Here is a 13109-nt window from a genome sequence, read left to right as displayed (position 1 = left end):
CCGCGACGCTGTCGGCCGGTCAGCAGTGGAGCGACCGCTACAACCTCAACGTCGCGGTCAGCGGCTCCAGCAACTGGACCGTCACGATGAACGTGCCCTCACCCGCGAAGATCATCGCCACCTGGAACATCAGCGCCACGTATCCCAGCACCCAGGTGCTGTCGGCCAAGCCCAACGGCAACGGCAACAACTGGGGCGTGACCGTCCAGCACAACGGCAACTACACCTGGCCGACGGTCTCCTGCAGCGCGAGCTGACCATCGGGGGCCCTGGCGCGGCGGTCCACGACCGCCGCGCCATCGTGCTCCCGGCCCCCGGGACTCCGGCGGCCGGGGTCACCACGCGCGACGGGTCACCGGACTCGGCACCTCGCCCACCGGATCACCACGCGCGTCGCGTCACCGGGCCGCCCCTTCTGGCGCGGTGCGTCTTCTCCCAGACCGAGACGTGCCCCCCGCTGTCGCCGGTGAACGGCTCGCGCCGCCAGCCGGCCCAGCGTTCGCGCAGCGTCATCCCGGCCAGCCGCGCCATGAGGTCCAGCTCGGCCGGCCACACGTAGCGATGGGTGGCGGAGTAGGTCTCGGCCTGGCCGTCCGCCAGCCAGTAGTGGTGGGTGACGGCGAGTTGGGTGGCGACGTCGTACTCCTCGAACCCCAGGTGTGCCGGTGTCACGGTGAACGGGTGGACGGTCTGGCCGGGCGGGAGCCGGCGCAGCTCCGGGACGTACGCCTCGATGACGAAGCAGCCGCCGGGCGCGAGGTGCGCGGCGGCGTTGCGGAAGCACTCGACCTGCTCGTCCTGCGTGGTCAGGTTGGTGATCGTGTTGCGGACCAGGTAGGCGAGGTTGAACGTGCCGCTCACCTTGGTGGTGGCGAAGTCGCCGGCGCTCACGCCGACGCGCTCCGCGCCGGGCTTGGCCCGGAGTTGCTCGATCATGGCCGTGGACAGGTCGATGCCGTGCACGCGCACACCGCGACGGCTGAGGGGCAGGGCGATGCGGCCGGTGCCGACGCCGAACTCGAGGGCGGCCCCCGCTCCGGCCAGTGCGGCGAGGAACTCGACGGCGGGCTCGACGACGGCGGGCTCGAACAGCTCCGGCCATTTGGACTCGTAGGTCTCCGCCAGGCGGGTGTCGAAGGTGTTCTGCGGCATGATGCCACTGTGAACGCCTCGCGTCACGACCGCCACCCCGTCAACGCCGGTCGCACACCTGTCTCGCCGAATCTTTGAGGTAGGCGAGGCTCTGGTCGAGGGACGCCTCCAGGTGGGTGGTCCGCCCGGTGGACATCTGGATGAGCACGCCGCCCTGGATGCCGGCCAGGATCGCCGCCGCCGTGCGGTCGGGGTCGAGGCCCTGGCCGATCTGCCCGGCGTCCTGCATGCGCCGGACGCCGGTGGCGATCTCGGCCTGCCAGCGCCGCATCAGCTCGGTGACCACCGCCTGCGCCCCCGGCGTGCGGTCGCCGAGGTGGGAGGTGACGGAGTTGAGCGGGCACAGCCGGCCCTGGCGGCGGTAACGATCGACGACCTTGTCCCGCCAGGCGTCCCAGGCGGGCCAGGAGGACAGGTCGTCGAGCTGGGGACGCTGGTCCTCCAGCACCCGTCCGGCCTCGAACCGGGCCACGGCGAGCAGCAGTTCCTCCCGCCCGCCGGGGAAGTAGTGGAAGAGCTGGCTCTTGCTGGTCGCGGTCTCCGACAGGACGTCGTCGAGGGTGGTGGCGGCCACGCCGTGTTCGCGGATGAGCGCGGCGGCTCCTTCGAGGATGCGCTGCCGCGTCGCGGCTCCTTTACGGGTGAGCGTGCGCACGATCGGCCTCCACCGGTCTGGACTACACGGTCCAGCCTACTCGCTTTTGGACTTGCGAGTCCATTTTCCGCGACGCAAGCTGGCCCCATGTCCATGGCTCACTATTACCTGCTCGGCCGCTCCGGCCTGCGGGTCAGCAGGCTGGCACTCGGCACGATGAACTTCGGCACCGGCGGCTTCCACGCCGCCTACGGCAAGACCGAGGACGAGGCCCGCCCCATCTTCCGCCGCTACCTCGAAGCCGGCGGCAACTTCATCGACACCGCCGACTTCTACACCGCCGGGGAGAGCGAGACCATCCTCGGCAACCTCGTCGCCGAGGCCGGCGTGCGCGACCGGGTCGTGCTCACCACCAAGTTCACCAACAGCGTCGATCCCGGCGACCCGAACGCCGGGGGCAACGGGCGCAAGCACATGATCAGGGCACTGGAGGCGTCGCTGCGCCGCCTGCGTACCGACCACGTCGATCTGTTCCTGCTGCACACCTGGGACCGGATCACGCCGGTCGAGGAGGTCATGCGCACCTTCGACGACCTCACCAGGGCCGGCAAGATCCGGTACGCGGGCCTGTCGGACGTGCCGAGCTGGTACGCCGCCCGCGCCCAGACCCTGGCCGAGGCCCACTCGCTCGCCCCGCTGGTCAGCCTGCAACTGCCGTACTCGCTCGTGGACCGCACCATCGAGCTGGAGCACGTCGCCATGGGCCAGACCCTGGGGCTCGGCATCACCGCGTGGAGCCCGCTCGGCAGCGGCTTCCTGACCGGCAAGTACCGGCGGGCCGACCAGGGCCTGAGCGGGACGGGCCGGCTCAGCGGCGACGGCGCCGCCGGGCACGCGTGGACGGAACGGGAGTGGGAACTGCTGGCGGCGCTGGAGAGCGTCGCGGGCGAGCTCGGCAGGCCGATGGCGCAGGTCGCGCTCAACTGGGTCGCCACCCGGCCCGGCATCGCCTCGGCGATCGTCGGGGCGAGCAGCGCGGAGCAGCTCGACGCCAACCTGGCCGCGCTCGACTTCGAGCTGCCCGCCGAGTCGCGCGAGCGGCTCGACGCGGCCAGTGCCGTGCCGCCCGGGTCGGTCTACCGCATGTTCACCCCGGCCTACCAGAGCTGGCTGGTCAACCCCGGCGTCAAGGTCGCCGACAAACCGGCCGGCTACGCCCCCGCCGTACGGAACTGGACGCCCGGCGACGCGGCCTGAGGGCGACCGCGGAGAAGGAGCCCGGCTACCGTCCGGGCCAGGCGTTTGTAGCGGTAACGGCGGGCACGTCATCGGTTACGTTCGGCCCATGGTGATGGATGCGGCACGCAACCTTCCGGACATCCTCTCGGCCGAGTTCGCGGCCGACCCGTACCCCGCCTACCAGGTGCTGCGCGACGAGGCGCCGCTGCTCTGGCACGAGGGCATGCGGAGCTACGTGATCTCCCGCCACGCCGACGTCATGCGGGCCTTCAAGGACGACACGTTCACCACCGACAACTACGAGTGGCAGGTCGCGCCCGTGCACGGGCACACGATCCTGCAGCTCAGCGGCCGGGAGCACGCCGTGCGCCGGGCGCTGGTGGTCCCGGCGTTCCGGGGCGGCGAGCTGCGGCGCACGTTCCTGCCGGTGATCGAGCGCAACGCCAGAGAGCTGATCGACGGGTTCCGCTCCACCGGGTCGGTCGATCTGGTGGACGCGTTCGCGCGGCGCTTCCCGATCAACGTGATCGTGGACATGCTGGGGCTGGACAAGGCCGACCACGACCGGTTCCAGCGCTGGTACGGCACCGTCGTCGACTTCCTCGGCAACCTGAGCGGCGACCCCGAGGTGACCGCGGCCGGGCTGCGCACGCGGGAGGAGTTCGCGGCGTACCTGATCCCGATCATCAGGGAGCGGCGCGGGCGGCTGGGTGACGACCTGCTGTCCACGTTGTGCCGGGCCGAGATCGACGGCGCCCGGATGGACGACGAGGAGATCAAGGCGTTCTGCAGCCTGCTGCTCGCGGCGGGCGGCGAGACCACCGACAAGGCGGTGGGTTCGCTGTTCGCCAACCTGCTGCGCCATCCCGAGCAACTGGAGGCCGTGCGGCGCGACCGTGATCTCGTCGGACGGGCGCTGGCCGAGACCCTGCGCTACACGCCGCCGGTGCACATGATCATGCGGCAGACCGCGGCCGAGGTGGCGGTCGCGGGCGGGGTGGTGCCCGCCGGGGCCACCGTGATCTGCCTGATCGGCGCCGCGAACCGGGACGAGCGGTTCTTCACCGACCCCGGCTCCTTCGACATCTTCCGCCCGGAGTTCGACGGCGCGACCGCGTTCACCGCCGCGGCCCGCCACCTCGCCTTCGCCCTGGGACGGCACTTCTGCGTCGGGGCGCTGCTCGCCAAGACGGAGGTCGAGGTGGCGGTCAACCAGTTGCTCGACGCCATGCCCGACCTGACGCTGGAGCCGGGGTTCGTCCCGGTCGAGCGGGGTGTCTTCACCCGCGGCCCCACGGCGCTGCCGGTGCGCTTCTCCCCTGCCGCCTGAGTCAGGTCACCGTGTAGACGCGGGTGGTGCCGAACACGCCCGTGTCCGCCCGCCGCCAGGGGGTCACCGTGCGGAGGTGGCGGAAGCGGCCCGTGCGCAGCAGGTGCTCCTCCTCGACGGGGTTGAAGTAGATCAACGTGATCGGACGCGGGTTGCGGTCGGCGGATTCGAGCAGCCGGTCCATGGCGGCGGCGAACGTGGCGCCCCGGAACGGGTTGTTGAGGAACACCACGCTGACGTCGTCGGGGATGTCGTAGTCGAGCACGTCCGACTGCACGAGCAGGACCGCGTGCGCGCGCAGGCGGCGCCGGGCCGCGGCCACGTTGGCGCGGGCGACCTCGGCCAGCTCGGGGGCCAGTTCGACGCCGATCACCCGCTTGAACGGGTACCGGCCGGCCGCCTCCAGCACCATGCGGCCCTTGCCCGCGCCGAGGTCGAGGAACACGTCGTGGGCGCCGACGTCCCGCACGGGCAGCGCCCGGCGCAGCGTGCCCCAGTGGGCGGGCGAGTAGTAGACGCGTTCGGGGTGGTCGAGGCCGAAGTCCGCGAGGTCGGCGAAGTCGGTGGTGCTGACGCCGTAGCGCTGGTCGTACAGGAGCCTGGCCAGGCGCTTGCGCAGCGAGCGCAGCCGTACCGGGACGCCGCCGCCCATCAGGATGAGCTCCTCGGCGGGCAGCGCCTCGCAGGCCAGCGCGATCGGGGCGCTCGTCACGAGGGCGCCGAGCAGCAGCGGCAGCTTCTCCCGTACGGCCGGGCGGGGCGACGGTGCGGCCAGGTCGTCGATCACAGTCACGAAGCTCTCCTCAGCGACGAGTTGCCGGGCTACGACCGAGTGTGACAAGTCAGGGCCCGGTCAGGACAGCCCTCCGGGGAGAGCGGCCCGCCGGGTCTCTGGCGGGAGGCGCGTCCTAGACTTTTCGGGGTGAGTTCGAGCCCGCGTCTTGACACCGAGTGGGAGCTGCACCGTCCGGCGGTCTTCGGCGCGGCCTACCGGCTGCTGGGCAGCGTGGCCGAGGCCGACGACGTCGTCCAGGAGGTGTGGCTGCGGGCGGCCGGCGCGGATCTGTCGCAGGTGGTGAACCTGCGGGCGTGGCTGCTGACGGTCGCGGCGCGGACCTCGTACAACGTGGTGAAGTCGGCCAGGGTCCGGCACGAGGACTACGTGGGGCCGTGGTTGCCGGAGCCGTTGCTGACCGGGCCGGACGCGGCCGGGCCGGTGCTGGTGGACGAGTCGGTGGGCACGGCGATGCTGGTGGTGATGCGGGCGCTGGCTCCGCCCGAGCGGGTGGCGTTCGTGCTGCACGACGTGTTCGGGCTGCCGTTCGAGCAGATCGCCGGGGTGCTCGACAAGTCGGAGGCGGCCTGCCGCAAGCTGGCCTCGCGGGCCCGCGGGCGGGTGGCCGCGGTCCGCGACCATGAGCCGGAGGGCACGCGTGGTGAGCGCGAGCGGGTGGTGGCCGCCTTCCGCGCCGCTTCGCAGGCGGGCGACCTGGCCGGGCTGGTGGCGGTGCTAGACCCGGACGTCGTGTACGTCGCCGACGGCGGCGGCCGGACCACGGCCGCGCGGGTGCCGATGCGCGGGCGCGAGCGCCTGGCGGCGATGCTGGCGTGGATCGAGCGGCGGCGTCCGGCGGAGCGGGTGCGGCCGATCGAGGTGAACGGGCAGCCGGCGCTGGTCACGTACCGGGACGGCGGGCCGGTCTGGGTGGACACGTTCGAGATCCGTCATGGCCGGATCGTGACGTTGTGGCGGGTCGCGAACCCGGACAAGCTCCAGCATCTCGCCCTCGACTGAGCGACCCCGCACCGGCCCGGGTCAGTCCGGGGTGCCCCAGCGGGCGCCGCGGCCCCGGGCCTCGTCGAACACCAGCCACGTGCGCGTGGCCCGCACGCCCGGGACGTCCTGGATGCGTTCCAGCACCACGTGCCGCAACGTCTCGTTGTCCGGCGTCCTGACCAGGACCAGGATGTCGTAGTCGCCGCCGACCATGGCGAAGTGCTCGACGTACGGGAGTTCCTGGAGGTGGGCGGACACCGTGCGCCACGAGTTCTGCTCGATGGCCACCGACACGTACGCGCTGGTGCCCAGGCCGGCCTTCTGCGGCGCGAGCTCGACGGTGAAGCCCGTGATCACGCCGTCGTCCATGAGGCGGGTGAGCCTGGCGTAGGCGTTGGCGCGGGAGATGTGCACGCGTTCGGCGAGGGTGCGCACCGACATCCGGCCGTCGCGCAGGAGCTCGGCGATGATCGCCCGGTCCACCGCGTCGGGGCCGGTGGCCGAACGTCCCGGCCAGTCGTTCCCAGGAGCCTCTTCAGACGACAATCGGCCCTCCTTGAGGGGGATATGAACCATTTGTCGCCCATTATTGCTGATCTCTTGAACAGATGGCCCGACAGAAGGACGCTTTCTGTGACAAACGTCCGCACCGCTTCGGTGTACCTCGAGAGTGAGCGTGCCCATGTCCGCCAAGACCGTGCGGGGCCTGCTGCCCTCGTCCGCGCCCATCCGGTTCGTCGATGAGAGCGGCTCGGCCGTGAAGGCGCCCGCCAAGTACGCCGCGCCGCCGGACGAACTGCTGCGCGCGGCCTACCGGTGGATGGTCGTGGGACGGCGCTTCGACACGCAGGCGACGGCGCTGACCAAGCAGGGCCGCCTCGCCGTCTACCCCTCCAGCCGCGGCCAGGAAGCCTGCCAGGTCGCGGGCGTGCTCGCGCTGCGCGAGCAGGACTGGCTGTTCCCCACCTACCGCGACTCGGTGGCGCTGGTGGCGCGCGGACTCGACCCGGTCGAGGTGCTGACGCTGCTGCGCGGCGACTGGCACTGCGGCTACGACCCGGCGGCGGTCCGCGTGGCCCCCCAGTGCACGCCGCTGGCCACGCAGGTGCTGCACGCCACCGGCATGGCCGAGGCCATGCGCCGCAAGGGCGAGGACGGCGTGGCGATGGCCTTCGTCGGGGACGGCGGCACGAGCGAGGGCGACTTCCACGAGGCGCTCAACTTCGCCGCCGTGTTCAAGGCCCCGGTGGTCTTCTTCGTGCAGAACAACCAGTACGCCATCTCCGTGCCGCTGGCCAGGCAGAGCGCGGCCCCGGCGCTGGCCTACAAGGGCGTCGGGTACGGCGTGCGCTCCGAGCAGGTGGACGGCAACGACCTCGTCGCGGTGCTGTCCGTGCTGCGCGCGGCCGTCGAGCACGCGCGCGGCGGACGGGGGCCGTTCCTCGTCGAGGCGCACACGTACCGGATGGACGCGCACACCAACGCCGACGACGCCGGCCGCTACCGGGACGACGAGGAGGTGCGGCGCTGGAGCGCCGCCGACCCCGTGCGGCGGCTGGAGACCTACCTGCGCGGCCGGGGCCTGCTCACCGGCGAGGACGTGGAGGCCGCGGGCGTCCGGGCCGAGTCGTTCGCGGCGGACCTGCGCGCGCGGATGAACGCCGACACCGAGGCCGACCTCCTCGAGATCTTCGACCACGTCTACGCCGAGCCCACCCCGCAGCTCCGCGAACAGCGCGAACTGCTGCGCGCCGAGCTGAACGCCCAGGAGAGCTGACATGCCCACCGTCTCGATGGCGCAGGCCCTGAACACCGCCCTGCGCGACGCGCTCCGCGACGACGAGCGCGTGCTGATCTTCGGCGAGGACGTCGGGCCGCTCGGCGGCGTCTTCCGCATCACCGACGGGCTGACCAGGGACTTCGGCGAGCAGCGGTGCTTCGACACGCCGCTCGCCGAGTCCGGCATCGTCGGGCTCGCGGTCGGGCTGGCCATGGGCGGCTTCCGGCCGGTGGTGGAGATGCAGTTCGACGCGTTCGCCTATCCGGCGTTCGAGCAGATCGCCTCGCACGTCGCCAAGCTGCGCAACCGCACCCGGGGACGGCTGGCGCTGCCGATGGTGATCCGGGTCCCGTACGGGGGCGGCGTCGGCGGGGTCGAGCACCACTGCGACTCCAGCGAGGCGTACTACGCGCACACCCCGGGGCTGAAGGTCGTCACGCCCGCCACCCCGGAGGACGCGTACTGGCTGCTGCGGGACGCCGTCGCCGACCCGGACCCCGTGGTGTTCCTGGAGCCGAAGAAGTTGTACTGGTCCAAGGCGGAGGCAGGGCTGGAGCGGCGGGCGGCGGCCCCGTTCGGACGGGCGGTGGTCCGCCGGCCGGGCCGCGACGCCACCCTGGTCGCCTACGGCCCCGCGGTGCTCGTCGCCATGGAGGCGGCCACCGCCGCGGCCGAGGACGGGCTGGACCTGGAGGTCGTGGACCTGCGCACGATCGTGCCGTTCGACGACGAGACCGTGGTCGCGTCGGTGCGGCGGACCGGGCGGTGCGTGGTCGTGCAGGAGGCGCAGGGCTTCGCGGGGGTGGGGGCCGAGATCGCGGCGCGGGTGCAGGAGCGCTGCTTCCACTCGCTGGCCGCGCCGGTGCTGCGGGTGGCCGGGTTCGACGTCCCGTACCCGCCGCCGAAGCTGGAGCACGCGCACTTGCCCGGGGTGGACCGGGTGCTGGACGCCGTCGAGCGGCTGCAGTTCGGGGATCGGCCGGACGTCCGGCACCTGTCGAGGGGGGCGGCGTGAACACCCTTGACGAGCAGCTCTTCCGGCTGCCCGACCTCGGTGAGGGGCTGACGGAGGCCGAGGTCGTGGTCTGGAAGGTCGCCGTCGGGGACGCCGTCGAGGTCGACCAGATCGTGGTGGAGGTGGAGACGGCCAAGGCGGCGGTCGAGGTGCCCGTGCCGTACGCGGGCACGGTGCTGCGGCTGCACGCGCAGGCCGGGGCGGTCCTCTCGGTGGGCGAGCCGCTCATCTCCGTCGGGCCCGCGGACGCGGCGGGAGAACGGTATCGGGAGGAGGAGCGGGCGGGGTCCGGCAACGTGCTGATCGGCTACGGCACCGGTCACCTGGCCGGGCGGCGGCGACGCCGGAGCCCCGCGCACGCGAGGGCGGCGGCCGAACGACACCACGAGACGGGCCATGAGACTGGCGGCGAGACGGCACCAGGGCAGGCGCCGCGCGTGATCTCGCCGCTGGTCCGCAGGCTGGCCCTGGACAACGGCCTCGACCTGGCCCGGATCACGCCCACCGGCCCCAACCGGATCGTGCTGCGCCGCGACGTCGAGCACGCCATCGCCGAGACGGGCCGCCCCGCCGCCGAGCCCGCCGCCGAGCCCGCCGCCTCCGGGCAGCCGGAACGTGTCCCGCTGCGCGGCCTGCGCCGGACGGTGGCCGAGAAGGTCACGCGCAGCCGCACCGAGATCCCCGACGCCACCACCTGGGTGGACGTGGACGCGACGGGCCTGCTGGAGACCAGGGACGCGCTGCGGGCCGCCGTACCGGACCGGCGCGTCGGCCTGCTGGCGCTGCTGGCCCGCATCTGTGTCGCCGGTCTCCGGCGCTTCCCCGAGCTGAACTCCACGGTGGACGCCGAGCGCGCCGAGATCGTCCGCTACCCGTGGGTCCACCTGGGGTTCGCCGCCCAGACGGAGCGCGGCCTGGTGGTGCCGGTCGTCCGCGACGCGCACCGCATGACGCTGACCCAGCTCGCCGCCGAACTCGACCGCCTGACCGCGCTCGCCCGCGAGGGCGGCCTGCCGCCGGACGCCCTGACGGGAGGCACGTTCACGCTCAACAACTACGGCGTGTTCGGCGTGGACGGCTCCACCCCGATCATCAACCACCCCGAGGCCGCCCTGCTCGGCGTCGGCCGCGTCGTGGACCGGCCCTGGGCGGTGGACGGCGTCGTCGCCGTCCGCAAGGTGGCCCAGCTCTCGTTCACGTTCGACCACCGGGTGTGTGACGGCGGCGTCGCCGGCGGGTTCCTGCGCTACGTCGCCGACTGCGTGGAACGCCCGGCGACCCTGCTGGCCGACCTGTAGCCGGGACGGGTCCGGCTACCGGTCACCCGAGCGGCGACCCGGCGCGGTGCAGGGTGCCGTCGGGATCGACGTAGGCGAACTCGCGCAGCCCGTACTCGGTGTCCTCGGGCGGGACCAGCCGCCCCGGGACGCCGGCCGCCGCCCACTCGGCGTGCAGGGCGTCGGCGTCGGAGACGTACAGGTAGACGGCCGCGCCGGAGCGGGCGGGGTCGTGCTCGTCCCACTCGGTCAGGTGCAGGGACACCCCGCCCCGGGCGACGAAGGCGTAGCGCGCGCCGCCCTCGTACGGCCGGACGCCGAAGCCCAGCCGCCGGTAACGCTCCATCGCCGCGTCCAGGTCCAGCACCGGCACCACCGGCGCCACGTCCTCGAACACCACCTCGTCCGCCACCGCGCTCCCTCCTCCGATCGCACCGGTCTTAATTGTGTACGGGTTGAGCCCGTTTTCTGGCTAGGCTCGGCCCGTGCACTTGTACTTCCTCTGAGGACGACCGACTCGCCCGCCCGCCCTGGGCGCGGCCGAGCACGTTCGCGTCGTCTCTCAACTCCAGGTTCCCCGTCTCCGCGCCATCGCGCCGAGGCGTGCGGGAGCCTGCCTTCGACAGGAAGCACATGTCCACGATCGTCATGCCATCCGCTCGTTCGCGAGCCCATCTCAACGCCGCCGATCTGCGGCTGTCCCTCGGCGGCCGGCCGGTCCTGACCGGCGTGGATCTGACCGTCTCCCCCGGCGACCGTCTCGGGGTGGTCGGCGAGAACGGCCGCGGGAAGACCACCCTGCTGCGGGTGCTCGCCGGCGCCCTGACCCCCGACGCGGGCACGGTGCACCGGTCGGGCACGCTCGGGGTCGCCGGCCAGGAGCTGCCGGTCGCCGGTGACGGCACCGTCGGCGACCTCATCGACGTCGAACTGGCCCAGGTGCGGGCCGTGCTGCGCGCGTTCGAGTCGGCGAGCCTCGGCCTGGAACGTCCCGGCGGCGCGGAGGCGTACGCCGAGGCGCTGACCGCCGCCGAGTCCATCGGCGCCTGGGACGCCGACCGCCGGGTGGACGTCTCCCTCGCCGCGCTCAACGCGGTGACCGACCGCTCCGCGCCGCTGGCGGGCCTGTCCGTCGGGCAGCGCTACCGGGTGCGGCTGGCCTGCCTGCTCGGCGCCGGGCACGACCTGCTGCTGCTCGACGAGCCCACCAACCACCTCGACTCCGGCGGTCTCGACCACCTGACCGCGCGCCTGCGTACGCACCCGGGCGGCGTGGTGCTGGTCAGCCACGACCGGGCGCTGCTGTCGGACGTCGTCACCGCGATCCTGGACCTCGACCCGACCAGCGACGACCGGCCGCGCACGTACGGGGGCGGGTACGCGGGCTACCTGGAAGGGCGGCGGGCCGAGCGGGAGCGCTGGGAGAGCGCGTACCGCGACCAGCGGCTCGAACACCAGCGCCTGGCGCAGGACCTGTCCGCGGCCCAGAACCGGCTGGTGTCCGGCTGGCGGCCGGAGAAGGGCACCGGCAAGCACACCCGCGCCACCCGCGCGCCGGGCCTCGTGCGGGCGGTGCACCGCAGGCAGGAGGAGCTGGAGGCGCACCGCCTGGACGTGCCGCCGCCACCGCTGCGCTTCCAGCCCCCGCGCCTGGACGCCCCGCCCGGGGTGACACTGCTGCGCGCCGACGACGTGACGGTGCGGGGCAGGCTCGACGTGCCGCGGTCGGTCCTGCTGCGCGCGGGCGACCGCCTGGTGGTCACCGGTCCGAACGGCTCCGGCAAGTCGAGCCTCCTGCACGTGCTCGCGGGGCGGCTCGCCCCCGACTCGGGCAGCGTCCGGGGCGCGCGGACCGGCCTGCTCGCCCAGGAGTCCCCGGTGACGTCGGGGCTGCGGGCCTTCGAGGTGTTCGAGGCCGAGATCGGCCGGCTGGTCACCGCGGGCGCACTCGGCCGGGCGGACGCGGTCGGGCTCGGGCAGCTCGGGCTGCTGCCGTCCGAGGCGCTGCGCCGGCCGGTCGCCGAGTTGTCGGTCGGGCAGCGGCGGCGGCTCGACCTGGCCCTCCTCCTGGCCGCCCGCCCCCAGGTCCTGCTGCTGGACGAGCCGACCAACCACCTGTCGATGGCCCTGGTGGAGGAGCTGACCGAGGCGCTGGCCGGAACGGGAGCCGCGGTCGTGCTGGCCACCCACGACCGGCAGCTCCTGCGCGACACGGAGTCCTGGCCGCGGTTGCCGCTCTGAGAGCGGGAGCCGTTCCGACGAGGGCGGGCTCGGGGCACGTGCCCGGACCTCACCGGCTGGTCGCGAACGGGGTGCGGGTCAGCGCCGGCAGGATGCGGCGCATCGCGAAACGGGAGACGGGACCGGCGTGGCGGGCCAGCCCGGTCCCGGGGACGAAACCCGGGTTGAAGGCGACGGCGTCGATGCCGGGCGGCAGGCGGCGGGCGTACTCGTGCACGAGGTGGATGGCGGCCAGCTTGCTCGTCGAGTACGCGGTCCACCCGGCGGCCGTGCGGTGCGGGCGGGGGAAGGCTCCGGTGCGGGCCAGGACGTCCGGGGCACGCCAGACCGGGCCGGGGACCATGCCCAGGTTGTGGGCGAAGTCGCCGAAATGGGGGTCGCTGACCGTGATCACGATGCGGGCGGGGGCGGTGAAGCCGTCCTCAAGCAGGCGGACGAGCAGGTGGTTGGCCAGCACGTTCACCGCGAACGTGGCCTCGAAGCCGTCGGGGGTCTCGGTGAGCGCGTCGGTGTGCTGGATGCCCGCGTTGCCGGCGAAGGCGCACAGGGGCGGGAGGTCGCCGCTGGCGAGCCGGTCCCGGATCTCGGCGGCGGCCGACCGTACGCTCGCCATCGAACTCAGGTCGGCGGCCACGTGCGTGACCGCACCGAGCCCGGCGAAGCGCGGGCCGGGCGCGGGGCTGCGCGGGGCGGGGTCGTTCGG

12 protein-coding genes and 2 pseudogenes are annotated in these 13109 nt (G+C 73.3%); 8 read left to right on the top strand and 6 right to left on the bottom strand.

Annotated elements, in window-relative coordinates:
* Positions 1–257: pseudogene (locus FAF44_RS47675) on the top strand (1,4-beta-xylanase); the annotation flags it as partial.
* 124 nt (positions 258–381) lie between these two features.
* On the opposite strand, the gene FAF44_RS47670 reads toward FAF44_RS47675, so the two are convergent.
* Together FAF44_RS47670 and FAF44_RS47665 are read right to left on the bottom strand one after the other, a co-directional pair.
* Positions 382–1152 carry a class I SAM-dependent methyltransferase gene (locus tag FAF44_RS47670; RefSeq protein ID WP_237110079.1) on the bottom strand — a complete coding sequence of 257 codons (771 nt, stop codon included), beginning with the start codon at positions 1150–1152 and terminating at the stop codon, positions 382–384.
* A gap of 40 nt (positions 1153–1192) precedes the next feature.
* A complete protein-coding gene (locus FAF44_RS47665) occupies positions 1193–1807 on the bottom strand; it encodes a TetR/AcrR family transcriptional regulator (RefSeq protein ID WP_237110078.1) in 615 nt (204 codons plus the stop codon).
* An 87-nt stretch (positions 1808–1894) separates the two neighbouring features.
* On the opposite strand from FAF44_RS47665, the gene FAF44_RS47660 reads away from it, so the two are divergent.
* Positions 1895–3004 (top strand): aldo/keto reductase, encoded by a 1110-nt coding sequence (locus FAF44_RS47660; RefSeq protein ID WP_237110077.1) that lies wholly within the window; start codon positions 1895–1897, stop codon positions 3002–3004.
* A 94-nt stretch (positions 3005–3098) separates the two neighbouring features.
* Positions 3099–4316 (top strand): cytochrome P450, encoded by a 1218-nt coding sequence (locus FAF44_RS47655; protein ID WP_237110082.1) that lies wholly within the window; start codon positions 3099–3101, stop codon positions 4314–4316.
* 1 nt (position 4317) lies between these two features.
* Here FAF44_RS47655 and FAF44_RS47650 read toward each other — a convergent pair whose 3' ends face one another.
* Entirely contained in the window at positions 4318–5109 is a 792-nt protein-coding gene (locus FAF44_RS47650; protein ID WP_237110076.1) for a class I SAM-dependent methyltransferase, read from the bottom strand.
* Between the two features lie 129 nt (positions 5110–5238).
* On the opposite strand from FAF44_RS47650, the gene sigJ reads away from it, so the two are divergent.
* On the top strand, positions 5239–6111 hold the full coding sequence (sigJ, locus tag FAF44_RS47645; RefSeq protein ID WP_237110075.1) for an RNA polymerase sigma factor SigJ: 873 nt from the start codon (positions 5239–5241) through the stop codon (positions 6109–6111).
* A 21-nt stretch (positions 6112–6132) separates the two neighbouring features.
* Here sigJ and FAF44_RS47640 read toward each other — a convergent pair whose 3' ends face one another.
* Positions 6133–6576, bottom strand: coding sequence for an Lrp/AsnC family transcriptional regulator (locus FAF44_RS47640; protein ID WP_237110081.1), 444 nt, complete (start codon positions 6574–6576; stop codon positions 6133–6135).
* A 199-nt stretch (positions 6577–6775) separates the two neighbouring features.
* Here FAF44_RS47640 and pdhA point away from each other — a divergent pair, with 199 nt between their 5' ends.
* From pdhA to FAF44_RS47625, 3 genes are read left to right on the top strand one after another with little or no spacing between them, the layout of a single operon-like run.
* Positions 6776–7870, top strand: a complete 1095-nt coding sequence (pdhA, locus tag FAF44_RS47635) for a pyruvate dehydrogenase (acetyl-transferring) E1 component subunit alpha (RefSeq protein ID WP_237110074.1) — start codon at positions 6776–6778, stop codon at positions 7868–7870.
* Between the two features lies 1 nt (position 7871).
* On the top strand, positions 7872–8888 hold the full coding sequence (locus tag FAF44_RS47630) for an alpha-ketoacid dehydrogenase subunit beta (protein WP_237110073.1): 1017 nt from the start codon (positions 7872–7874) through the stop codon (positions 8886–8888).
* Positions 8885–10186, top strand: coding sequence for a dihydrolipoamide acetyltransferase family protein (locus FAF44_RS47625; RefSeq protein WP_237110072.1), 1302 nt, complete (start codon positions 8885–8887; stop codon positions 10184–10186). Before FAF44_RS47630 ends, FAF44_RS47625 begins: the two co-directional genes overlap by 4 nt.
* Before the next feature lie 22 nt (positions 10187–10208).
* Here FAF44_RS47625 and FAF44_RS47620 read toward each other — a convergent pair whose 3' ends face one another.
* Positions 10209–10577, bottom strand: coding sequence for a VOC family protein (locus tag FAF44_RS47620; RefSeq protein WP_308193522.1), 369 nt, complete (start codon positions 10575–10577; stop codon positions 10209–10211).
* Between the two features lie 221 nt (positions 10578–10798).
* Here FAF44_RS47620 and FAF44_RS47615 point away from each other — a divergent pair, with 221 nt between their 5' ends.
* Positions 10799–12406: an ATP-binding cassette domain-containing protein gene (locus FAF44_RS47615; protein WP_237110071.1), complete on the top strand. Its 1608-nt coding sequence runs from the start codon at positions 10799–10801 to the stop codon at positions 12404–12406.
* Between the two features lie 49 nt (positions 12407–12455).
* Here FAF44_RS47615 and FAF44_RS47610 read toward each other — a convergent pair.
* A pseudogene (locus FAF44_RS47610) lies at positions 12456–13109 on the bottom strand (hypothetical protein); the annotation flags it as partial.

It is taken from the genome of Nonomuraea sp. MG754425 (genome assembly GCF_021699195.1).
In the GTDB taxonomy this organism is placed as follows: domain Bacteria; phylum Actinomycetota; class Actinomycetes; order Streptosporangiales; family Streptosporangiaceae; genus Nonomuraea.
The sequence above is the reverse complement of the archived record's forward strand: the minus strand, read 5'-3'. Positions and strand labels throughout refer to the sequence as shown.

Coding starts and splice junctions, on each gene's coding strand:
- FAF44_RS47655 (WP_237110082.1), top strand. CDS start 3,099: ATGGATGCGGCACGCAACCTTCCGGACATCCTCTCGGCCGAGTTCGCG.
- FAF44_RS47660 (WP_237110077.1), top strand. CDS start 1,895: ATGTCCATGGCTCACTATTACCTGCTCGGCCGCTCCGGCCTGCGGGTC.
- pdhA (WP_237110074.1), top strand. CDS start 6,776: ATGTCCGCCAAGACCGTGCGGGGCCTGCTGCCCTCGTCCGCGCCCATC.
- FAF44_RS47630 (WP_237110073.1), top strand. CDS start 7,872: ATGCCCACCGTCTCGATGGCGCAGGCCCTGAACACCGCCCTGCGCGAC.
- FAF44_RS47615 (WP_237110071.1), top strand. CDS start 10,799: ATGTCCACGATCGTCATGCCATCCGCTCGTTCGCGAGCCCATCTCAAC.
- FAF44_RS47670 (WP_237110079.1), bottom strand. CDS start 1,152: ATGCCGCAGAACACCTTCGACACCCGCCTGGCGGAGACCTACGAGTCC.